This window comes from Streptomyces sp. NEAU-YJ-81, assembly GCF_017592595.1.
GTDB lineage: Bacteria > Actinomycetota > Actinomycetes > Streptomycetales > Streptomycetaceae > Streptomyces > Streptomyces hygroscopicus_B.
Genome location: NZ_JAGFNO010000031.1, coordinates 76,324 through 98,293, shown reverse-complemented (window position 1 = coordinate 98,293; position 21,970 = coordinate 76,324). Strand labels below are relative to the sequence as shown.

The 21,970-nt window shown below is 68.0% G+C and carries 16 protein-coding genes; 10 read left to right on the top strand and 6 right to left on the bottom strand.

Going from position 1 to position 21,970, the window contains the following annotated elements:
- Window positions 1-21: 21 nt before the first annotated feature.
- Both J5X86_RS40965 and J5X86_RS40960 read right to left on the bottom strand, forming a co-directional pair.
- Window positions 22-2,427: a GH92 family glycosyl hydrolase gene (locus J5X86_RS40965; RefSeq protein ID WP_243982757.1), complete on the bottom strand. Its 2,406-nt coding sequence runs from the start codon at window positions 2,425-2,427 to the stop codon at window positions 22-24.
- Window positions 2,428-2,552: 125 nt separating this feature from the next.
- On the bottom strand, window positions 2,553-3,344 hold the full coding sequence (locus tag J5X86_RS40960; protein ID WP_208521712.1) for an SDR family oxidoreductase: 792 nt from the start codon (window positions 3,342-3,344) through the stop codon (window positions 2,553-2,555).
- Window positions 3,345-3,927: 583 nt separating this feature from the next.
- On the opposite strand from J5X86_RS40960, the gene J5X86_RS40955 reads away from it, so the two are divergent.
- From J5X86_RS40955 to J5X86_RS40915, 9 genes are all read left to right on the top strand, one after another.
- The gene (locus J5X86_RS40955; RefSeq protein WP_243982755.1) at window positions 3,928-5,043 is read left to right on the top strand and encodes a thiolase family protein; all 1,116 of its coding nucleotides are present in this window, start codon (window positions 3,928-3,930) and stop codon (window positions 5,041-5,043) included.
- Complete coding sequence (locus J5X86_RS40950; RefSeq protein ID WP_208521710.1) at window positions 5,033-5,431, top strand: Zn-ribbon domain-containing OB-fold protein; 399 nt, start codon at window positions 5,033-5,035, stop codon at window positions 5,429-5,431. The genes J5X86_RS40955 and J5X86_RS40950 overlap by 11 nt, the downstream gene beginning before the upstream one ends.
- On the top strand, window positions 5,428-6,216 hold the full coding sequence (locus J5X86_RS40945) for an enoyl-CoA hydratase-related protein (protein WP_208521709.1): 789 nt from the start codon (window positions 5,428-5,430) through the stop codon (window positions 6,214-6,216). The genes J5X86_RS40950 and J5X86_RS40945 overlap by 4 nt, the downstream gene beginning before the upstream one ends.
- Window positions 6,201-8,336, top strand: a complete 2,136-nt coding sequence (locus tag J5X86_RS40940; RefSeq protein WP_208521708.1) for an acetate--CoA ligase family protein — start codon at window positions 6,201-6,203, stop codon at window positions 8,334-8,336. Before J5X86_RS40945 ends, J5X86_RS40940 begins: the two co-directional genes overlap by 16 nt.
- Window positions 8,337-8,359: 23 nt before the next feature.
- Complete coding sequence (locus tag J5X86_RS40935) at window positions 8,360-10,387, top strand: acyl-CoA dehydrogenase family protein (RefSeq protein WP_208521707.1); 2,028 nt, start codon at window positions 8,360-8,362, stop codon at window positions 10,385-10,387.
- Between the two features lie 278 nt (window positions 10,388-10,665).
- Window positions 10,666-11,751: an ABC transporter substrate-binding protein gene (locus tag J5X86_RS40930; protein WP_208521706.1), complete on the top strand. Its 1,086-nt coding sequence runs from the start codon at window positions 10,666-10,668 to the stop codon at window positions 11,749-11,751.
- Window positions 11,752-11,906: 155 nt separating this feature from the next.
- Window positions 11,907-13,643 (top strand): iron ABC transporter permease, encoded by a 1,737-nt coding sequence (locus tag J5X86_RS40925; RefSeq protein WP_208521705.1) that lies wholly within the window; start codon window positions 11,907-11,909, stop codon window positions 13,641-13,643.
- Between the two features lie 124 nt (window positions 13,644-13,767).
- A complete protein-coding gene (locus J5X86_RS40920; protein ID WP_208521704.1) occupies window positions 13,768-14,898 on the top strand; it encodes an ABC transporter ATP-binding protein in 1,131 nt (376 codons plus the stop codon).
- A 111-nt stretch (window positions 14,899-15,009) separates the two neighbouring features.
- Complete coding sequence (locus J5X86_RS40915) at window positions 15,010-16,038, top strand: NADP-dependent oxidoreductase (RefSeq protein ID WP_208521703.1); 1,029 nt, start codon at window positions 15,010-15,012, stop codon at window positions 16,036-16,038.
- Between the two features lie 297 nt (window positions 16,039-16,335).
- On the opposite strand, the gene J5X86_RS40910 is transcribed toward J5X86_RS40915, so the two are convergent.
- The gene (locus J5X86_RS40910; RefSeq protein ID WP_208521702.1) at window positions 16,336-16,827 is read right to left on the bottom strand and encodes a MarR family winged helix-turn-helix transcriptional regulator; all 492 of its coding nucleotides are present in this window, start codon (window positions 16,825-16,827) and stop codon (window positions 16,336-16,338) included.
- A 608-nt stretch (window positions 16,828-17,435) separates the two neighbouring features.
- Between J5X86_RS40910 and J5X86_RS40905 the strand changes: the two genes are divergently transcribed.
- A complete protein-coding gene (locus J5X86_RS40905; protein ID WP_208521701.1) occupies window positions 17,436-18,053 on the top strand; it encodes an Ig-like domain repeat protein in 618 nt (205 codons plus the stop codon).
- 115 nt (window positions 18,054-18,168) lie between these two features.
- Here J5X86_RS40905 and J5X86_RS40900 read toward each other — a convergent pair whose 3' ends face one another.
- The 3 genes from J5X86_RS40900 to J5X86_RS40890 all read right to left on the bottom strand — a co-directional run bounded on the left by J5X86_RS40900 (window position 18,169) and on the right by J5X86_RS40890 (window position 21,955).
- Window positions 18,169-19,338, bottom strand: a complete 1,170-nt coding sequence (locus J5X86_RS40900; RefSeq protein WP_208521700.1) for an amidohydrolase family protein — start codon at window positions 19,336-19,338, stop codon at window positions 18,169-18,171.
- A gap of 3 nt (window positions 19,339-19,341) precedes the next feature.
- Window positions 19,342-20,700: a glutamine synthetase family protein gene (locus tag J5X86_RS40895; protein WP_208521699.1), complete on the bottom strand. Its 1,359-nt coding sequence runs from the start codon at window positions 20,698-20,700 to the stop codon at window positions 19,342-19,344.
- 274 nt (window positions 20,701-20,974) lie between these two features.
- Window positions 20,975-21,955 carry an ABC transporter substrate-binding protein gene (locus J5X86_RS40890; protein WP_208521698.1) on the bottom strand — a complete coding sequence of 327 codons (981 nt, stop codon included), beginning with the start codon at window positions 21,953-21,955 and terminating at the stop codon, window positions 20,975-20,977.
- Between the last annotated feature and the right edge of the window lie 15 nt (window positions 21,956-21,970).

Below are 21,970 nucleotides of genomic sequence, written 5' to 3'. Positions count from 1 at the left end.
CTACACCACAACCGGCCGGTATCAGCCCTTGCGGGTGGCGCCCACCGACGGCGGCTCCGCGCCCGGGCCGGTGCCCCAGGACGACGGCTCGGTGGACAGCCGGTGGGCCAGTTTCCCGCCGTGGGCGACCTGGTCCCAGTCCAGCCAGGTCCGCGCCACGTTACGGCCGCCCAGCGAGACGCTGCGGACATACCGCTTGGCGTCGCTCGCGCCCGGTGCGGCGACCGTCAGCGTGCCGCCCTGCCGGGCGCCGTACCGCCCGATGCGGACCACGGCCGAGGCGAACTGCGGGCTGGACAGGGCGAGGAAGTCCCCGCCGCTCATCGTCGGGTACAGGCCCAGCGAGGAGAAGACGTACCAGGCCGACATCGTGCCGAGGTCGTCATTGCCGGTCATCCCGTCCGGCCCGGTGGTGAACAGGGTCATCGCCGCCCGTACCGCGGTCGCCGCCTTCGCGGGCGCGCCCGCCCACAGATACATGTACGGGGCGTGCAGATCGGGCTCGTTGTTGGGGTTGTACGTGGGCTTGCCGTAGTAGTCGTACGGGGCGGAGATCCAGTCATTGCGGGCCGTGCCCGCCGGGTCGGTGAGCAGCTTGTCGTAGGCGAAGAAGTCGTCCAGCCGCTTCTCGGCCGCGCGCCTGCCGCCCATCAGCTCCACCAGACCGGCCGGGTCCTGCGGCACCAGCCACTGGTACTGGTAGGCGCCGCCCTCGTGGAACTGCTTACCCGCCTCCACCGGGTCGTACGGGGTCACCCACGCGCCGTCGGCCGTGCGCGGCCGGAAGTGGCCGATCGACGGGTCCCACAGCGTGCGGAAGGTCTGGCCGCGCTCGGCGAACATCCGGGCGTCGGCGCGGTGTCCGAGCCCGCGCGCCATCAGGGCGAGCGCGGCGTCCGCGGCGGAGTACTCCAGGGTGGCCGAGGCGGGGTGGACGCAGTCGTTGTCACCGCCCTTGTCGGCGCAGTCGGTGCCGAGCTTCAGCCCCGAGGGGACGTAGCCCAGCTTGCGGTAATAGTCCACTCCGGAGCGGCCGTTGTAGGGGGAGTCGGCGGGCGGGGTGCTGGTCGCATTCTTCTTCAGCAGTGCGTACGTCTCGTCCTCGTGCCCGGCCAGCAGCCCCTTGGACCACGCCTCCACGAGGAACGGGGTCACCGGGTCGCCCGTCATGATGTTGGTCTCGCTGTTGGCCAGCGCCCAGCGCGGCAGCCAGCCGCCGTCCCGGCCGATGGCGACGACCGACAGCGCGACATCGCGGGCCACCCCCGGCTCCAGCAGCTCCAGGAGCTGGTTCTGCGGCCGGTAGGTGTCCCACAGCGAGAAGTTCTGGTACGGCGTATAGCCGGAGGCGGTGTGGGTCGCGCCGTCGAAACCGGTGTAGCGGCCGTCCACGTCGCCCGCCACATTGGGGTGCAGTTGGGCGTGGTACAGCGCGGTGTAGAAGGCGCGTTGCCGCTCCTCGGTGCCGCCGCCGACCCGGATCGCGTCGAGCTTCTCGCGCCAGGTGTCGTGCAGCGCGGCGCGGGTGGCGTCGAAGTCGTAGGAGTCCCCGGTCTCGGCCGCGAGGTTCTTACGGGCGCCTTCCGGCCCGGTGTACGACAGCCCGACCTTGACCACCACATCCCGGTCCTGACTCGCGTCGAAGCTGGCCCAGGCGCCGTTGCCGCCCTCTCCGGCCGCCTCGCGGGAGCCGGGGGAGGGGGTCGTGCCGCGCCAGGTGCCGTAGGAGGCGAAGGGGCGGTCGAAGGTGGCGGTGAAATAGACGGTGTGCCGGTCCTTTCCGGCGCAGAAGTTCCCGGCCTCCACCCGGCCCTCGACGGTCCGGTCCCCGACCACGCGGATCTCGGAGCCGAAGACGTTCTGATTGGCCTTGCCGGTGTTGAACAGCACATTGGCCGCGCCGGTGGCCGGGAAGGTGTAGCGCTGCCAGCCGGTGCGCTGGGTCGCGGTCAGCTCGGCGTCTATGCCGTAGCTCTTCAGGCCCACCCGGTAGTAGCCCGGGGTGGCCTCTTCGTCGTCATGGCTGTAGGTGGAGCGGTAGTGGTCCGGGTCGACGTCGGTGACCGCGCCGGTCGTCGGCATGATGGGCAGCTCGCCCGCCACCCCGCAGCCGACCCCTGAGAGATGGGTCTGGCTGAAGCCGTGGATGGCGTTCTGGTCGTAGTCGTAGCCGCCCTGACCGCCGGTGTCCGGGCTGACCTGGACCATGCCGAACGGGGCGCTCGCGCCGGGGAAGGTGTTGCCGAAGTTCTCGGTGCCCACGAAGGGATGGACCAGCGAGGTGGGGTCGGCCGGAGGGTCCCCGGCCGCGGAGGCGGCCGTCGCCCCCGGCGGTCCCAGCAGACCGCCGCCCAGCAGCGCCGCCGTCAACACGCCCGTGACCGTGCCCGCTATGCGCGCACGGATTCCACCGATCAGCGACCGCATGGGACGCACCTCCGCTTGACAACGTTGTCCGGCCAGGGTCGCGAAACTTTGGCATGGGGGCCGGGCGGTGTCAATGACCCGTGCGCGGACGGTCTTTGACACCGCCCGCGCACCAGGCCGTGGCGCTAGCGCTTGCCGCGCTGACCGTCGGCGAGCTGACGGGACGTCTCCCCGGCGCCCGCGCCCCGCTGGGCCCGCTCGGCGAGGGTCGGGAACAGCCCGCCGAGGGCGCTGCCCAGGCGCAGCTCCAGCGGGGCCACGTTCACCTCGGCCCGGTTCCGCTCGATGGCCCGGATGGTCGCGACCGCCACCCGGCGGCTGGAGATCGTACGGACCCCGGTGGGGAGGGACGTGCCCGCGTCGGCGAACATCCCGGCGTCGCCCACGAATCCGGGCTGCACCAGCGAAACCCCCACCCCCGTGCCATGCAGGTCCTGCCGCAGCCCGAGGGTGAAGCCGCGCAACCCGAACTTGGCCGCGTTGTAGAGCGCGGCGCCGGGGGAGGCCGTACGGCCCGACAGCGAGCCGATCATCACCAGCTGACCGGAGCCCGACTCCACCATGCGCGGTGCCATCAGCCGCGCCAGCAGCATCGGCGCGCGCAGATTGACGTCGAGGGCGCGGTCCAGCTCCTCGGGCCGGTAGTCCAGGACCGGGCCGCTGGAGGGCAGCGCGGCGTTGGCGATGAGGATCCGGGCGTCCGCCGCCTCCTCGACCAGGCGCTCCAGATCGGATCGTTCGGCCAGATCGGCGACGATCACCCGGCCGCCCAGCCGCTCTGCGAGCGGCCGCAGCACCTCCTCACGGCGCCCGGTGAGCAGCAGCTTGGCACCCTTGGCCGCGAGCGCGTGGGCCAGTGTCTGCCCGATGCCGCCGGTGGCCCCGGTGAGCAGGACGGTCGTGCCGCCGATCCGCATGCGATCTCCTCCGGTTACGGTCGAGTACGTTCCGGCACGGTACTGCGTATGCGCTCCGCGCCGGGCAGGGACCTCGTTCCCCGTACGTGCGCGGCTCGGAGCGACGGCGTGCCATCGTCGCTCCGGTCGGCCGTCGCCTCCGGGCACAGGGGTTGGAGCCCCGGTCGGCCGCCGGGCTGGGGTTGGTTCGTTTCGGCGTGCCGGCCGACCTCCTCGGCCGCGAGCGCGTCGCCGAGTCCGAGTGCCGGGGCCCGCTGACCGCCCCTCACCGCGTCGCTTCCACCGGCTCCCCGATCCGCTATGTGCTGGACCCGCGAGTTGAGCTTCAGATTCACCGTAGGGGGACGTCAACTGAACTCAGTTCCATGTTGCCCTGTGTATCCAGCGGTTGGTCGGCGCCCATGACGCGGCTGCACAGTCGGCGATTTGACGGCACCGCGACCGTTGTCACCAACGTCATGCATCTGGTAACTGAACTAAACTCACTTTGACATCTGGATGTAACAGAGCTACCCTGCTGGCCGTGACTGCGAATCGGAGATGGTTTGCGAATACCGCTGTCGTAGGCCTGGGTGTAACGGCCATGGGAAAGATCTATGGACGCACAGCGGCGGACTTCGCCGCTGAGGCGATCGCCTTGGCCCTGGAAGACGCCGGCCTCCAGAAGTCCGATGTCGATGGTCTGTTGCTCAACGGCAACGGAAACCTGGACATGGACCCGCGGCTGCAGTTCTCGCTCGGGTTCGAGGACCTGTCCGTGATGAACTCGATGAGGGCGTACGGGTCGACTGTCGGGTCGATGGTCCAGTACGCGAGCTTGGCCCTCGAAGCAGGCTTGGTGAAATATGTGGTGCTGGTCTACGCAGACACCCCATTGAAGCCGGCGGTCGGTGCCGGGGCCGCCTATGCGGCACGGGGGGTCTGGGACGGAATGAACGTGCTCAAGGCGGTGTACGGCGAGTTCGGTGGCAACGTGCCGTATGCCTTGGCCGCACGTCGCCACATGGAGCTGTACGGCACGACGAGCGAGCAGCTCGGTGCGATCGCCGTTGCTCAGCGCGAGTGGGCGCTGTTGAACCCTCGTGCGCAGATGAAGAAGCCCATGACGATCGAGGACCACCAGTCCTCGCGCATGGTGGCCGACCCGTTCCACCTGTTCGACTGCTGCATCGTCTCCAACGGTGCCGTCGCCGTGGTGATGACGACGGCCGAACGCGCGAAGGACCTACGGCAGCCGCCCGTCTACCTCAAGGCGGCTACGCAGGCGGCCCCCGGAGACAACCAGACAGTGGGACACGAGCCGGGGATCGTCACCGGTGCGAAGCAAGCGGGCGAACAGGCTTTCGCTCTGGCCGGCCTGAGCCACGATGACGTCGACATCCTCGAGCTCTACGACTGCTACACCTACACGGTCTTGGTGACCCTCGAGGACTACGGCTTCTGTGAGAAGGGCGACGGCGGCGCCTTCGTTGCCGACGGCAAGCTCGGACCCGGTGGCTCGCTTCCCACCAACACCGGAGGCGGCCAGCTCTCCGGGTACTACATGTGGGGCTTCACGCCGCTGTCGGAAGCGATCACCCAGGCACGAGGACAGGCCGGCGAGCGTCAGGTGGTCAAGAACGACGTCGTCCTTGCCAGCGGCAACGGCGGTGTCCTCAACTTCCACTCGACCACGATCTGGAGCAAGCATGCCGACTGATGGGCTTGAACTTGCTTATGACGAAGCCAGCGCCCCGTTCTTCGAGGGTGCCGCCGGCGGAGAGCTGCTGCTGCAGTTCTGTGAGTCGTGCGCGAAGTACATGTGGCCGGTGAAGTACCGCTGCATTCACTGTTTCGCTCCGGCCGTCGTGTGGCGTGCGGCCAGCGGTCGGGCACGGCTGTACAGCTTGTCGGTCGTCCACCAGGCATATCCGGGGTTCCCCAGCCCCTACGTGGTCGCAACCGTCGAGACGGAGGAGGGTGTGCGGTTCAATACCTCGCTCGTCGGCGAGGAGGTCGAGGGCACAGCGATCGGCGCCGAGCTTGTTGCGGTGTTCGAGAGTGAAGAGAAGCCGTTCACCGTTCCGAGATTCCGGAGAGCCGCATGAGCTACGAGTTCGTCAGGTATGAGAAGCGAGACCATGTCGCGGTCGTGACCCTCAACCGGCCCGACAGGATGAACGCCCTCCACTTGGAGGCGCACCTCGAGCTCAAGGAGGTCTGGGAAGACTTCCGCGACGACCCCGAGATGTGGGTGGCGATTCTCACCGGCGCCGGTGACCGTGCGTTCTGTGCCGGGAACGACCTCAAGGTCACGGCCGAACGGACCGCGGAGGGTGGTGACCTGCAGGGCGAGAAGCGGCCCCCGTTCGGTCGCATCACCCGCGACTTCGACTGCCCGAAGCCCATCATCGCGGCTGTCAACGGTGTCGCGGCCGGTGGTGGTCTCGAGCTCGTCCTGGCTTGCGACATTGTCGTAGCGGCCGATCACGCCCGCTTGGGACTTCCTGAGCCGAAGGTCGGCCTCTTCGCCGGTGCCGGCGGCGCTCACCGGCTTGCGCGACAGATTCCCTTCAAAGTCGCCATGGGGATGCTCCTGACCGGCGATCTGGTCGAGGCCCACGAGGCGCATCGGATCGGACTGGTCAACGAGGTCGTCCCCGCGGATGAGCTGATGTCGACGGCGCGGTCCTGGGCCGACCGGATCACCCGGTGCTCACCGCTGTCGGTGAAGCTCACCAAGGAGGCGGTCTTCGACGCCCAGTTCGTGAGCATCGACGAGGCCTTTCGCAAGGACGACGACCGTCGTGAGCGGCTGCTCGCTTCCCACGACTTCGTGGAGGGCCCGCGAGCCTTCGCCGAGAAGAGAGCACCGCAGTGGACAGGTCGCTGAACGACATGGCCGCAGGCCCCATCCTCAGTTCGCTGCTCGCGCCGCGCAATGTCGTCATAGTCGGCGCTTCGGAGCGCTCGGCCTGGTCGCAAGGATCGTTCTCGAACTTCGAACGGCTGGGTTTCGAGGGCAGGGTGCACCTGGTCAACCGCAACGGTGGCACAGTCCATGGGCAGACCGCCCATACCTCGTGCACTGAGCTCGGTGGGCCGGTGGACCTGGCCCTTTTGCTCGTTGGTGCCCGCGCCGTTCCGGATGCGTTGCGCGACATCGCCGCCGCCGGGGTCCGCTCCGCGGTAGTGCTCGCCGCTGGGTTCAGTGAGATCGGTGAAGTGGGTCAGGCCCTGCAAAGGCAGGTCACGGATCTCGCGGGCGAGCTCGGCGTGACATGCGTGGGGCCGAACTGTCTCGGCTTCATCAACCTCGTCGACAGGGTGCCCGCCTGGTCCGGCCGGATGGCCGAGCTGACGCCGGGTGGCATGGCTGTGGTGTCACAGAGCGGGGCGACAGCACACACGATCGCCGCGTTCGCGGCAGAACAGAACATCGGGGTCAGCCACGTCGTCTCGACGGGCAACGAGTCGATGGTCGACACGACCACGGTGGCCGCCCTGCTCATCGAGGACGAGCGGGTCCGCTCCGTCGCGATGTTCATGGAGTCGATTCGCGATGTGGGCATGTTCCGGTCGCTGGCGCGTCGAGCGGCCGAGCTCGGCAAGCCGGTCGTGGCGCTCAAGGTCGGTTCGAGCGAGCTCGCTGCGGACATCGCTCGGAGCCACACCGGTGCACTCGTCGGCGACGACGGTTTGGTCGATGCCGCGCTGCGCCAGTTCGGGATTATTCGGGTGCGGTCGTTGGAGCAGCTCGTCGTGACCGCCGGACTGTTGTCCCGCACAGGTCCGTTGGGCCCTGGCGGCCTCGGAGTGGTTTCCATGTCAGGTGGCGCTTGCGACCTGGTCGCCGATCGCGCCGAGGCGTCGGGTGTGAGCCTCCCTCCCTTGGCCGACGCCACGAGAGCGCGGCTCGCCGAGTTCCTCCCGGAGTTCTGCACGTTGCGCAACCCGCTCGATGCGACAGGTGCCGCATCAGCGCGGCCGGAGCTCTTCCGCGACTCCATCTCCGCGATCGCCGATGATCCCTCGATCGCGATCGTCGCCGCGATCCACGTTCTTCCCACGGATGAACGAGGAGAGTCGATCAAGGAGCGTCTGCGGATCGATGCGCCGGCACTCGCGGATTCCGCTACTCCAGCGGTGCTTGTCGACCAGACGATCTCGACGATCGAGCCCGCGACCGTCCGCAGTCTCGAGCGGCTGGGCATCCCGCTTGCCATGACCGGTCTCGACCACTTCGTCGAAGCTGCAGGTCACGCCATCCGGTGGTCGCAATGGCTTCGACAGGACCGAACACCCACGGACACCGCGGTCGACGTGCTCGAGGTCGCGGACACCGATCGGGTCTGGAGTGAGGCCGAGTCGCTGGACCTGCTCGTCCAGCACGGGGTCGCTGCGGCGCCCTATGCCCAGGTGACGAACGAGGAGGGCGCCATCGAGGCGGCCGACCGTATGGGCTTGCCCGTTGTGGTCAAGGTCGTGTCGCGCGACATCGTCCACAAGAGTGACGTCGGGGGAGTGGTTCTCAACCTTGGTTCGCCCGAGGCCGTCCGGCGGGCGTACCAGCGGGTCCAGGCCGCGGCCAAGGCAGTTCCCGGCGCCCGGTTCGAGGGTGCCCTGGTGTCGTCGATGCGACCGACTGGTGTGGAGATGATAGTCGGGGTGGTGCGCGACGAGCAGTGGGGGCTGACCCTGGCGGTCGGGTTCGGCGGTGTCCTCGTGCACGTCATGGACGACACCGCACTGCGGCCGCTTCCGGTGAGCGACAACGACGTCCGACAGATGCTGGCCGAGCTGCGTGGCAAGGCGTTGCTCGATGGTGTGCGTGGATCCAAACCTGTCGATCAGGACGCCTTGGTGGCGATGATCCTCAAGGTCGCCCGACTGGCCGAGCGGCTCGGCGACTCGCTCGAGTCACTCGAGATCAACCCCTTCCGGGTGGCGGAGTCGACTGTCGAAGCACTCGACGCATCCATCATCTGGACGTCTCAGCCTGCGGCATCGTGATACGGCGTCCATCGGAAACGAACATGGGCACCCTATCGCCAGGTGAACTCGCCGACTTCACAGCCTCGGTTGACAAGTCCCTCCGCAAAGTGTGGCAGAAGCCCACAGTGGCCGGGGATGCCGATGCGCATCAGCGGGTCGCCGACGCGTGGGACGTCGCCGTCGAGCAGGGCTTGACCTCGCTTGCGGGTGAACGCGCCCTTGACGCCGCGTTGGCTGCGGTCAGCGTCACCGGTCTCCTCTGCCTGCCGGTGCCCCTCATGGATGGCTTCGTGGCCCACATGCTGGCGTCGTCCCGTCCCGATCTGCAAGAACGGATCGAGAGAGGCGAGATCCGTCCCGTCATCTGTCCCGACGGCGACCACGGCCGGCGCTTCGCCGAGGCGGCTGGTGCGGCAACGCATGTCCTGCAGCTCGCCCTCGACGGCGCGGCCGCGGTTCTGTCGTCCGTCGCCTCCGTGGTCTACTGCGAGGGCATCGCCAAGCCTGATTGGGCGGACGTCGCCGTCAACGAGACCGGCTCCGAGACCATGAGGCTCGAGCCCCAGGCGAAGGAAGAGGCGATCGGCCTCCTGCGCCTCGGTCTGGTCGCCCGCGGACTGGCTGCGGCGGAGTTCGCTCTGAAGCTCTCTGTTGAGCACGCCAACAACCGCACGGCGTTCGGCAAGCCGATCGGCACCTTCCAGGCCGTCTCCCATCGGGCCGCGAACGGTGCCACCGCTGTCACCGCCGCGCGACTGCTCGTTGAGGAGGCGGCTCGTGCGTGGGTCGAGCGGCGACCGGACTGGAACCTCTCGGTCACGAGGCGCCCTGGCTCTTTCGACGGCTCAACGCCGACATCGCTCGACTGGGTCTGTTCGAACCGGTCTGCGGAGGCGTGGCGGAGCTGCTCATTGAGGGGGGTCGAGACATGCCGACCCCCCGGCTCGGTGACGACGCGGAGAGGCTCCGCGCGGAGATCCGCGAGCTGCTCGATGAGTGCGGGGTCACGCGGGTCGTCGACGAAAAACGCGCGGGTCGTCGAGGGCGCGAAACAGCGCGGCTACGTCACCTTGGCGTGGCCACCGCGGTACGGCGGCAAGGGCGCATCGATCGAGCAGGAGATCGTCCTCGCGGAGGAGTTCAAGTACGCCCGCGTTCCCTTCGCCGGCAAGACCGCGGCCGACCTCCTCGGACCGACGATCATCAAGTTCGGCACCGAGGAGCAAAAGGAACGCTTCCTGCCCATGCTCGCCTCCGGGGAGTTTCCGTTTTACCTCGGCTATTCCGAGCCGGAGGTCGGGTCGGACCTGGCGAACCTCCGGACCCGAGCGGTCCGCGACGAGAACGAGTGGGTGATCGACGGACAGAAGTCGTGGGGCACGAAGGCCGACATCGCCGAGTGGGTCTGGCTGGCTGCGCGCACGGACCCCCATGCCAGCCGTCCCCACGCGGGCATCACGGTGTTCCTGACCCGAACGGACCGGCCGGGATTCTCCCTGCAGAAGCATCGGGCGCTCTCGGGCGACATCAACTGCACGACGTTCTTCGACAGCTATCGCGTCCCCGACACTGACCGCGTCGGAGAGGTCAACGGCGGCTGGCGCGCGATCACTCACGCGCTCACCAAGGAACGGGTCATGATGTCGACCGCGGCCGCTGACGTGCTGCGGCTGCTCGACGATCTCCTGGCCGAGGTCCGTACGGCCCCGCTCCGCTTTGTTGGCAGCCCCGGTTCGCACAAGCGGGCGCTGCTCGCGCAATATGCCGCCAGACTGCAGGCGGCTCGCCTGTTGGTCTACGCGGCCGCGCGTGCGGTCATGGCGGGCCACATCGAGAGCGCTGCTGCCTCGATGGCGAAGGTCATCGCGACACCCTTGCAGGAAGACTTCTGTACCGGTGCCATCCAGATCCTCGGTCCCGTCGCGACGCTCGGCGGATCTGCCGCAGGCACGATCAGCGATGGCGCTTTCGACTACAACCTGCGCAACTCCATCAAGCAGGTGGTCGGCGGGGGCACGATCGACATCCAGCGCAACCTGATCGCTCGTTCGCTCGGACTGCCCCGTTAGCACCGACAGACCAGAGCATCCGCGTTCCCGAGTGAGGAGCCGAATGGCAGCCCCATAACGTGAGAATGGGGCACCCCCCCTCACGCTCGTGACCGTCTCTGGCACGTTCATACGGCCCACCATCATGACCAACCCCCCTCGTGGGCACATTCCCGGGGCCGTCGTTCAGATATGCCGAACGTTCGATCCAAAGCGTGCCGAGTTTTCCGCTGCACGACCCTTGATGCACGTGTAGGGCGGCCATATATTCAGAGCAATCTGAACCCACTTCACTTTGGTTGCGGGGTATTGAGGAGCAGGCACCCATGACGACATCGAAGCGACTGGGCTTCCTGGCGGCAGGAGCCGCCTGTGCCGCTCTCGCCCTGGCCGGCTGCGGCGGCGTGACAGGAAAGACCCCGCAGCTCGCGGGTAACTGGGACGAGATCGTGGCCGCCGCCGACAAGGAGGGTGAGGTCACGCTCTACTCGACAACCTCGCCGGACAACCTGGAGGCGCTGAAGAAGGCGTTCGAGGCCAAGTACTCACACATAAAGCTGACCTATGTCCGCGGTACGGATGCCGACTTGCTGCCGAAGGTGGAGGTCGAGAATCAGACCGGTCGTGGCACGGCGGATGTGCACATGACGACAGACGCCGGTTGGATCCACCGCGCCGTCCAATCCGGCGAGTACTCAACCGACCTCGCCGGCCCCGACTTCAAGGCCAAGAAGTACGACCCTGCGGACAGCGTCATCGCCGACAAGTTCTTCCTCACAAGTGCGATGGTGTTCGGTCTCGGATGGAACACCGACAAGCTCCCCCAGGGACTCAAGACCCCGGAGGATGTCCTCAACCCCAAGCTGAAGGGCAAGATCGGTATCCCGAATCCATCGGGCATCCCCACCTATGTCGACATGTACCGTGTGATCGACCAGAAATACGGTGGCAACTACGTGGAGCGGCTGGCCGACGCCCAGCCCCAGATCTATCCAAGTGCCGTTGCCGTCACACAGGCGCTGGCTTCTGGTGAGGTGTGGGCGTCTCCTACGACCGGCCAGACGGTCATTGCTGAAGCGAAGGCCGGTGCGCCCGTGAAGTTCGCGCTGCCGGAGAAGCCGTGGGGCGTCCCCTGGTACGGCCACGCCCTGTCGTCGGCGCCCCACCCGAACGCCGCTCAGGTGCTCGCGGACTTCCTGGTCACCGAGGAGGGGCAGGCGGCGATCGCGGCAAACAACGTTGCCGCGCTTCCCGATGTCCCCGGCACCGGTGTAAAGGGTGCGGCCGTCCGAGCACAGGACATTCCCCTGGCAGACCCCTCGTCGCTGGAATCCGAGGCCGTGCAGCGGTACCAGGCCAAGTGGGAGAAGCTCTTCATCGGCTGAGCCGCCCTCGAGGGGCACACCTCGGCGATGGCCTACGCGGATCACGGTAGGGGCGGACCACCGCGGCCTTGCGGGTGCTTTCGTAAATGACGTGAAGTGAATTTGGTTTGACTCGGTCGTCGCACTCGATGGCGACTGGACGTATCGACCCAGAGGTGAACCGTGACGTCGCAGTTCCGATCCTTCCGGCGTGCATGATGGCCCTGCCCCGTGTGCTCGACCGACCCCTCATGGACGCCCGTGCCTGGCGCAGCCGTCTTGGCTACGGCGCTCTCATCATCGTGCTCGGCTACCTGATCGTCCTGCCTCTGTATCGTCTCCAGACCCTCGCCTTCGAGGACGGCGCGGCGGGTTACCGGGCACAGTTCACTCGCCACGACATCTGGCAGACCTTGCAGACGACAGTGGTCCTGGCCGTGGTGTCGTTGGTGATCGCCATGGTGATGGGCACCGTTTTGGCGTTCGCCACGAGCAGGCTGCCCCGTCGGCTCGGCTTCCTGCGGATCATCCCGGTGCTGCCGATCGTGATGCCGTCGGTCGCCAACGTCGTGGGATGGGCCTTCCTGCTGTCACCCGGGCCGGGTTACCTGAACGTCGTCATGCGAAAGCTCCCATGGTGGGACCACCTGGACTCTGGCCCCGTCAACGTCTACAGCTCAACGTGGATCATCATCATCACCGGTTTCGGACTGACCTCCTTCGTCTACCTCTTCGTCAGCGCGGGCATGAAGAACATCAGTTCCGAGCATCTCGAGGCAGCTCAGGCCAGCGGGTCGTCCACTATCGGTGTCTTCTTCCGGGTGGTGCTGCCGCTGCTGCGGCCCTCGCTCGTGTACTGCGGTGGGGTGGCCCTTCTGCTCGGACTCGGACAGTTCACTGCGCCACTCCTTCTCGGCGCTAACAAGGGCGTGAAGGTGCTCACCACGGAGATGTACCTCCGCGCCTCGGAATCACCAACCGACTTCGCCGCCGCCGCGGCCGCAGGTTCGCCGCTGGTGATCCTCGGGCTGATCATCGTCCTCGGGCAGAGGTTCCTTCTCGGTAACCAGAGCCGCTTCGTCACGCACGGCGGAAAAGCCTTCGTGCCCACTGGCGGACGGTCGGCATGGGCGGCTGCGCTGGTCTGCCTCTACGGCATCGTGGCGCTGCTGCTGCCCCTGCTTGGGGTGATCATCGTGTCCCTGACGCCATTCTGGTCGGGCAACCTGACCTGGGACTTGCTCACGCTGGACAACTATCGCGACCTCTTCGTGACCCCGGGCATTGTCGAGTCGGTCACGACGAGCGTCGTGACCTCTCTGGTAGCGGTGGCGATCTGTGTGCCGATCGGCTTCTTCACCGCGACCCTGCTCGTGCGGGGTCGCGGCATTCCGATACTGCGCACGGTCGGCGACGTCGTCAGCGCTCTGCCGCTTGGCGTCCCGGCGGTCATCTTTGGCGTCGGGTTCCTCCATACGTACACGCAGCCGCCCCTGATCCTGTACGGAACGAAGGTGATAATCGTCCTGGTGTACGTCGTCCTGATGATCCCCTTCGCGACGCGCATGCAGCTGACCGCCCTGATCTCGATGGGTAATTCCTACTCCGAGGCCTCTGCGGTCAGTGGTGCGAGTCCGCTCATCACGAATCTGCGCGTGACGCTGCCGATGATGAAGCCGGCGGTGCTGAGTGCGGTCGCGTTGATGTTCATCCTTCTGACGCACGAATTCGCCGCGTCGCTCCTCGTGCGGTCGGCAACGACTCAGGTGATGGGCACAGTGCTGTACGACCACTGGAGCAACGGCTCCTACACCCTCGTAGCCGCGATGGCGATCTTGATGTCAGTCGTGACCAGCGCCGGAGTCGCGATCGCCATGCTGATCGGTGGGCGGAACGTGCTCGACAACCTCTGAGCCCGATAGCCACAGAATAGTGAGCCCGTGGCGGACTGCCTGGCATTTGTACCCTGTTTAGCGTGAAGTGAATTAAGTTCCATAACGTCGGCGGATGTGCGGCGGCTCTATCGAGAGGTGAACCGTGGCTTCGAAGTTCCGAGTTTCTGGGCTGACCAAGTCGTATGGTCCACATGTCATTGTCGATAACCTCGAACTCGACATCGACGAAGGCGAGTTCCTGGTGCTTCTGGGCCCCAGTGGCTGCGGGAAGACCACGACGCTCCGCTGCCTTGCGGGTCTCGAGACGCCCGAGGTAGGAAGCATCACGTTCACGGACCAGACGGTCTTCGACTCGAGCAAGCGCGTGAACGTGCCGGCGTACAAGCGCAAGATCGGCATGGTGTTCCAGTCGTACGCGCTGTGGCCCAACATGACCGTCCGGAAGAACATCGCCTACCCCCTCAGGGCGCGCAAGATGCGTGACGCCCTGGCCGGGGGGCGGGTAGAGGAAGCGGCGGACATGGTCGACTGCGGACACCTCCTCGATCGGTACCCCGCGCAGCTCAGCGGCGGGCAGCAGCAGCGCATCGCCCTCGCGCGTGGACTCGTGGCGCGGCCCGACCTGGTGCTGTTCGACGAGCCCCTCAGCAACCTGGACGCCAGACTCAGAAACCAGGTGCGCACCGAGATCCACCGCTTGCACGAAAGCCTCGGCTTCAGCGCGGTGTTCGTCACCCACGACCAGTCCGAGGCCTTCGCTCTTGGGGACAAGTTGGCAATCATGAAGGCGGGCAAGATCGAGCAGCTCGATACTCCACAAGCCGTCTTCGACAACCCGGCTAGCGACTACGTCGCCGAGTTCATCGGGATGTCGAACCGTCTTGAGCTCCACCGCGTCGGCACCGGCTGGCGCACGAAGGCCGGGGTCGACGTCACCATCGAGCGGCAGCTCCCCGACGTACCGGCGATCGTCATGCGCCTGTGGCCCGACGACGTCCAGCTGCATCACGACATGACCGGGGTGCAGCCGCATGCTGTGGCCATCAGTGCGCACCTACTCTCCTCCGAGTTCGGCGGCCGGTACTACGACGTGACGGTGGCCGCCGGTCCCGAGGAGTTCCGCCTGCGTGCCGACGCCGCCCTGCACGGCAGCTGGTTGCGCAGCGCGGTCGAGGGGGCGCCCGTCGTGATCAGCTTCCGCCCCGAGGACATGCGGGCCTACTCGATGAACGACTCCGAGGCTGAGCGGGGCGTGCTTGTCGGGACGCCGTAGACGAGTGCAGTCAAGGATCCAGCGCGCATTCGTTGATCCACTGGTCCACCACATGAGGGGAAAATGCACGATGAATGAAACCATCGACGGACGTTCGGTCTGAGGAGCAGCATGGGCGTCGTCAGTGCTCAGTTGCAGGTCATCGCCTATCCGCAGGGCGAAGTTCGATCGACCGGCTTCGAGGTGGTCGAGGTCGAACTCCCAGCGCTCCAACCGGAACAGGTGCTCGTACGGAACACGTGGACGTCCGTCGATCCAGGTCTGCGCCTGCGTCTGCGCGAGACCGCACCGGCCGGGTACTTCACGTCCTTCCCGTTGCACACACCCATGGACGGCATCCTCACCATCGGCGAAGTCGTGGAGTCACGGGCGAAGGGCTTCACAGTGGGGGACACGGTGTGGCACGCCCAGGGTTGGCGCCAGTACGCGGTTGTTGACGCCGGTGTCGAGCAGATGAACGGGCTCGGGACGTTGAAGATCCTCGACACCGCCGGTACCCCACCCCAATGGTATCTGGGACCCCTGGGCGGCATGGGGTTGACGGCCTACGCGGGGCTCTCCGCGGTGCGGGCCCTCGACGGGGGCGAGCACGTCTGGGTTTCGGCGGCCGCAGGTGCGGTGGGAGCACTCGTGGCGCAGATCGCAGTCGAGCTGGGACACCGAGTCGTGGCAAGTGCCGGTTCAGCCCAGAAAGTGTCGTGGCTTCTCGACGAGGTGGGGGTCGAAGGCGCCTTCAATTACCGGGAAGAGTCCCCGCGTGCGGCGCTCGCGAGACTTGCCCCCGAGGGAATCGACGTGTACTTCGACAACGTGGGTGGGGAGCACCTCGAGGCGGCGCTTGACGCGATGCGCCCCTTCGGACGCATCGCCTTGTGCGGATCGGTATCGGACTACGAATCGGCTCCAGTTGGCCCGCGTAACCTGTTTCTCGCCACGGCCAAGAACCTCACACTTGCCGGATTCCGCGGGGGCGCTCACGTTCATCTGCTGGACGAGATGCAGAACCTTCTCGGAGCGTGGTTGCGTGAGGGAAGAATGACCTATCGCGAGACCGTCTACTCAGGGCTGGAGACCGCGCCGATCGCAATGAGAGACATGCTGGCCGGCCGGACGATCGGGAAAACGCTGATTCGGCTTTAACCTCGATCGTCGATGAGTCCCCGTCAGTTCGCTGACGGGGACTCCGTGTTTGCGTGGTGCGTCTTTTCGGGGCTGGGGCAGGCAGAAGGCCCGGTCTTGCCGCGGCGACGGCGTGTCCGGCAAGGACGCCGGGGCTGCAAGCGCGACGCGGCGCGGCCAGTCTCGCTGTGTACCTCACGGGCGCTCCAACCGCCGCGGTCGGCCCGAGAGGAGACGACCGCGGCACCGGTGCCGGGCGCGCCTTCGTAACCCGGACAACCCCCACCGCCAGGTCCGAACAGAAGGATCCTGGACGACCTACGGGTTCTTGGCGCCCTCGACGTTGGAGATCATCCTGCGCAGCACCTTGAGCGCGGCCACGTACTCCTCGTCGCTGATGCCGTCGTGGACCACAGCACGAAGTTCGGTTACCAGCTCGCGCAGCCGCATCCTGGCCGCTTCTCCCGCGTCGGTGAGGTGCAGACGATGTCCGGCGTCGGTCCGCAGCCAGCCGCGGTGGAGCAACTGGGCGACGGCACGGGGGGTCTCGTGTTGCCCGTCTGCGAGGGGCAACAGCTGGGCGGCTATCTCGTCGCGGCTCGGCGCCGCGGGCCAGTACTTGACGCTGTTGAGTACCCAGTACTGCGGCTGCGTGACGTCGATCCCAGCCATGGCGTCACGCAGATGCCGGGTAACGACCGCGTGAGCCTGACCACTCCAGTAGCCGATGGGCTGGCCGGCCAGCATGTCGTCGGCGGCAGCTGGATCGGCCGGCGCCTGGTCGGTGGTGGTGCCAGTCAGGAAGTCCATGATCACGACGGTACAACCCCGGCTGATCAACGACCCCCCGTCCCTACGGCCGGCAGCACCGACCGGAGACGTGGAACCCGGCGCCCATCCGACGCGACAGCCGGTCCACCAGCCTGCCCACAACCCGCCCGACAAGCCGAAAACGGCCCACCGGAAGAACCGACGGACCCGTCACGAAGCTTCGAGGCCGGCGCCTGCCGCTCTTTCCGGCCATTGCGGTCCCGCCCCAGGAAATCGGTGGGCGGGACCGTGTGCTCCCTGCGTACGCGGTGCCCCGACCGTGCGGGACGCGCGCCGCACGGGGCGGGTGATGTGCGCGGGGACGTCCGTCGAGGGCTGCGCCATACGGGGTAATTCGGGCGCCTTGCTCTGGCGTTGACCGCGAGTCGCGCACCTACTGGTGCTATAGACCGGTGGGTTCCACCTCCGCCGGGGGACGGTGACGCGGGCAACCCTCCAGCGGGCACGACTCGGCGTCGATCTCCGTACGTGTACATCCCCTGGCCCCCGATGCGCCGCCGCGCCCTGATCAGGCGTCGCATGGCGAGCAACGGCCCACCGAACCACACGATACGGCCCGCCGAACCACACGATTCGGAGGGCCCCTCATGGCTTCCCCCACTATCACCCTGGTGACGGTGACCCCGAACCCGTCGGTGCTCGGACAGTCGGTCACGCTCAGCGCCACGGTCACGGCCAACCCGCCCGCGACAGGCACCCCGACCGGCACGGTGACCTTCACCGTCACCGGTCCCGGCGGTACGGTCACCGGTTCCGGGACGTTGTCGGGCGGTGTGGCGACCTTCACCACCAGCGCCCTCGACGCCAACGACATCGCGTACACCGTGACCGCCGTCTACAACCCCGACACCGCCACCTTCCTCACCTCGACGGGAACCGACACCCACACGGTGAACAGGGCGGACGCGGAGATCGCCATCACCGTCATCCCCAACCCCGCCACGGCGGGAGAGACGGTCAGCTACATCGCCTTCGTGGAAGCCGTGCCCCCCGGAGCGGGCGTCCCCACCGGCACCGTCGCCACGGCCATCGACAAGGATGGCAACACCATCTACGGCACACAGGTGGCCCTGGACGACAACGGCTTCACCCTCTTGACCACCAACTTTTCAGCCGGTGAGTACACCGTCTACAGCCAGTACGAAGGAGATAACAACTTCAACCAGTCGCCGTTCGACACCGTCATCCACACCATCAATCCGTGACCCACACACCCTCCGCCTTGCGATGCTCCCCCACCTACCGCTGGGAGGTGCCCCCCGCACCAGACGCCGCGGGGCAGCCGCTGATGTCACAGGCGCGAAGACCCGCCGGACATGCCTAGCCTTTGCGGGGAGCCGGGGTGCCGAGGCCGTAGACGCGGCGGGCGTTGTCCGCGCCCAGCAGCGCCGCCACCCGGCGGGCGTCGCGGCGCGACCAGGCGCCGTCCGCGACCCAGTGGGTCAGCAGTCCGGTCAGCGCCTCCCGGAAGAGCCGCGCCCCCACCACATACAGTTCCGGCAGCCCATAGGCGTCGGTCGAGAAGAGCACCTTGCCGAACGGGGCGAGCTCCAGCATCTCGGCGAGCACGGCCCCGGCCCGCGCCCCGGTGTGCGACAGGGCCAGTCCCACATCGGTGTAGACATGCGGGAAGACGGCGGCCAGATAGGCGGCGCCGCGGTGGTACGGATAGCCGTGCAACAGGATCAGCGTGCAGCCCGTGGGGCGCACCGCGCGGATGAAGTCGGTGAGGGCGAGCGGATCGCAGCGGTCCAGCCGCAGATCGGGATCGCCGAATCCGGTGTGCAGTTGCAGCGGCAGTCCGGTGTACGCCGCCGACCACAGCAGATGGCGCAGCAGTACGGGGTCGGTGATCCGGGCGGCGGCGGTGCCGCCCTGACCGCGCCGGGCGAGCCAGTGTCCGGCGGCGGTGTGGACGGCGCCGGGGCCCGGCGGATCGGGCTCGAAGTCCAGTCCGTAGCGGTAGGCGGCGACCGACTTGAAACCGGCCGCCGTACGGGCCGCTTCCCGGATCCCGTCCGCGACCCCGGCCAGGAAGTCGTCGGCGGTCAGTGAGGTGTCGGCGATCCGCTCCGCCAACTGCTCCAGGCGGACGATCTCATGGGCGGTGCCGCCTGCCACGAGGGCCAGCTCCTGAGGGGTGGTCAGATTGCCCGGCAGCCCGGTGTCCACCAGGAACTCGCTGATCCCGGCGGCGATCAGCAGCCGCCGGGTCACCTCCCGCGGGCCCAACTCGCGCCGCCTGGCGAGGTAGTGGGCGGGCGGGCAGTGCGGTTCGAGGCCCAGCAGCGGAGGACACCAGCGGCGCACCGCGAACCCGAGCTGGCTGTCGAAGAAGGTGGTGCCGAGCGCGGCGGGCGCGTCGGATTCGGTCAGGAACGCCTCGAATGCGGCCGAGCTCAGCTCGGAGCGGACCACCCCATGGCAGTGGTGGTCCACCAGGGGCGGCAGCGGCGGCTCGGTCGGATCCGTCTGCTCGGCGGCCTCCATCGGTCAGTACCGCCTCCGGGTCGCGACGGCGATCTCCCGCGGGGACGACTTCTCGAACAGGGCGGCCTCCGCCCGGCGCACCGCGGCGATCGACTCGAAGAGCGGATCGCCCAGCGCCTCGCGCAGCACCGTCGAGTCCTCGAAGTGCTCCAGCGCCGTCAGCAGCGAGGTGGGCAGCCGCCGCTCGCGCCCCTCGACCGCGGGGTCCCCGCAGACGGGTGGCGGCAGGGAGAGCCCGGAGTCCAGCCCGCCGAGGCCCGCGGCGATGACCGCGCCCGCCACCAGATAGGGATTGGCGGCCGGGTCGAAGGATTTGATCTCGGCGTTGGCCGCCCCCGGGTCGTCCGGTGCGCCGGTGATGAAGCGCACCGCGGCCTCGCGGTTCTCCAGGCCCCAGCACTGGTACGCCCCGGCCCAGCGCGAGGGTTCGAGACGGAGGTAGCTCGCGGGGGAGGGGGCGCCGATGGCGAGCAGGGCGGGCAGTTCGCGCAGTACCCCGGCGAGGAACGCCTCGGCCGTCGCGGTCATGCCGTTGGGCCCGTCGCCGTCCCGGCACAGATTGCGGTCTCCCTGCCACAGGCTCAGATGGACATGGGCGCCGTTGCCGACCCCGTCCGGGTCCACCACCGGGCCGAACATCGGGTTGAGCCCGGCGCGCCCGGAGCACGCCCGGACCGTCTCCCGCACCAGCACGGCGAGATCGGCGGCGCCGACCGGGTCGGCCGGTGCCAGGGACACCTCGAACTGCCCGGGGGAGTATTCCGGGTGGAGCTGAAGCACCTCGGTGTGCTGTGCGTCCAGCGCCCCGAGCAGCTCGGCGAGGTAGTCGGCGAGGTCGGCCACGCGCGCCATGCCGTAGGCGGGACCGGCGGAGGGGTAGTGCGGCGGGTCCTGGTCCGGGTCGCCGGTGGTGACGACCCACTCGGTCTCGAACCCCATGCGTACGCTCAGCCCCCGCTCCCGCGCCCGCTCGGCCATCCGCCGGGCGAACAGCCGCTGGCAGACGGGGTGCGCCCGGCCCTGCTGGTCGTACCGGTCGACCGGGGCCCAGGCCCAGCCGGGCTGGGCGGCCAGCGGGGTGAGCCGGTCCAGGTCGGGGATGAGCCGCAGATCCCCGTCGGGGCCGCCGACATGGCGGCTGGTGGTCATGGAGTCGTCCACGAGAAAGACGTCGAAGACGGGGGACATCCCGACCCCGCGCCGCGTGGCATGGGGCAGCCGTGCGGTGGGCACGGATTTCGCCCGGGTCACCCCCGCGTTGTCCACCCAGGTCAGCGCGATGCCCTGGATTCCGCTCGCGGTGAGCCGCTCGGCCTCCTGCCGAGCCCGTGCGTATGCCTGCTCACGATCGCCGGTCCCCATGGGCGCCTCCTTAAGCCACGTCCTGTACGCCGAGACTATTGCCTGAGGACGGTCTTGTGGTGACGCGTTGTCCCGATCGCATACGGGGTGTGACGGTGGCTTATGCCGGTCGGAGGTTGACACGGCCGGGCGGGGCGTCGAGGGGCCCGGCCCGCCGGTCGAGGGGTTCGGTTTCGGCCATACGGGACGCCCGTATGGGACGCCCCGAGTCACCGCCCGAGGTGTCCGGCATCAGCGCCCGAGGTTTCGGTGTCAGTGCCAGAAGTGTCCGGTGTCAGCGCCCGAGGCGCTCGGTGATGTCGCGCAGGACGACCCGGGCGGCGGTGGGCCCGGCGTTGAGGTACCAGGGGTCGTCATCGACCTTGACGGTGTGTCCGGCGCGGACCGCGCCCAGCTTCTTCCACAGCGGATTGGACAGATACGTGGCGGCGTCGGTCTTCCCGGGGCGGCCCTGGATGGAGTAGAAGATCCAGTCGCCGTCCATCTGCGGGATCCGCTCACCGCTGAGGTCCTGTGAGATGTCGTCGAAGCGCTGGGACTCGGGGCGGCCGAGCCCCATGTCGTCGGCGATGGTGCCGGTGAACGACTTCTTCCCGAACATCCGCACCCGGTCGGGGTTGAAGCGCACCATCGACAGCGCCGTGTGCTCGCCGCCCAGCTTCTCGCCCTGGTCGGCGGCGTCCTTCTCGAAGCGGGTGAGGAGGGTGCGGGCCCGCTCGCGCTTGCCCACCGCGTCGGCGACGGTCAGCAGATCCTTCTTCCAGTTCACCCCGCGGCCCTTGGTGACCACGGTCGGGGCGATGGCGGACAGGGTGGCGTAGAGATTGCCCTGGGTGCTGTTGACCAGGATCAGATCGGGCTTGGCGGCGGCCAGCTTCTCCATGTTGGGGGAGGTGCGGGTGCCGATGTCCGCCATCGCGCCGAGCGCCTTGGACTGCCGGGGGAAGGCCGTGCGCAGATAGGTGGGGACGAGTCCGGCGTAGTCGGCGCGGGTGGTGGCCACCGGTACGACGCCGAGGGTGAGCAGATCGTCGAGCTGCCCGGTGCTGATCGCGGCGATGCGCTTCGGCTCGGCCTTCAGCGGCGTACCGCCCTGCTCATGGGCGACGGTGCGGGGGAAGGCGCCGTCCGCCGCTCGGGACTCCGGGGCTTTCGAGGACGTCGAGGACGACGCGGCGTCCGAGGAGCCGCAGCCGGTGAGGACGGTGACGGCGAGGGCGGCCGAGAGCAGGGGGAACAGGCGGTGGGGGCGCACGGACAACTCCGGTGG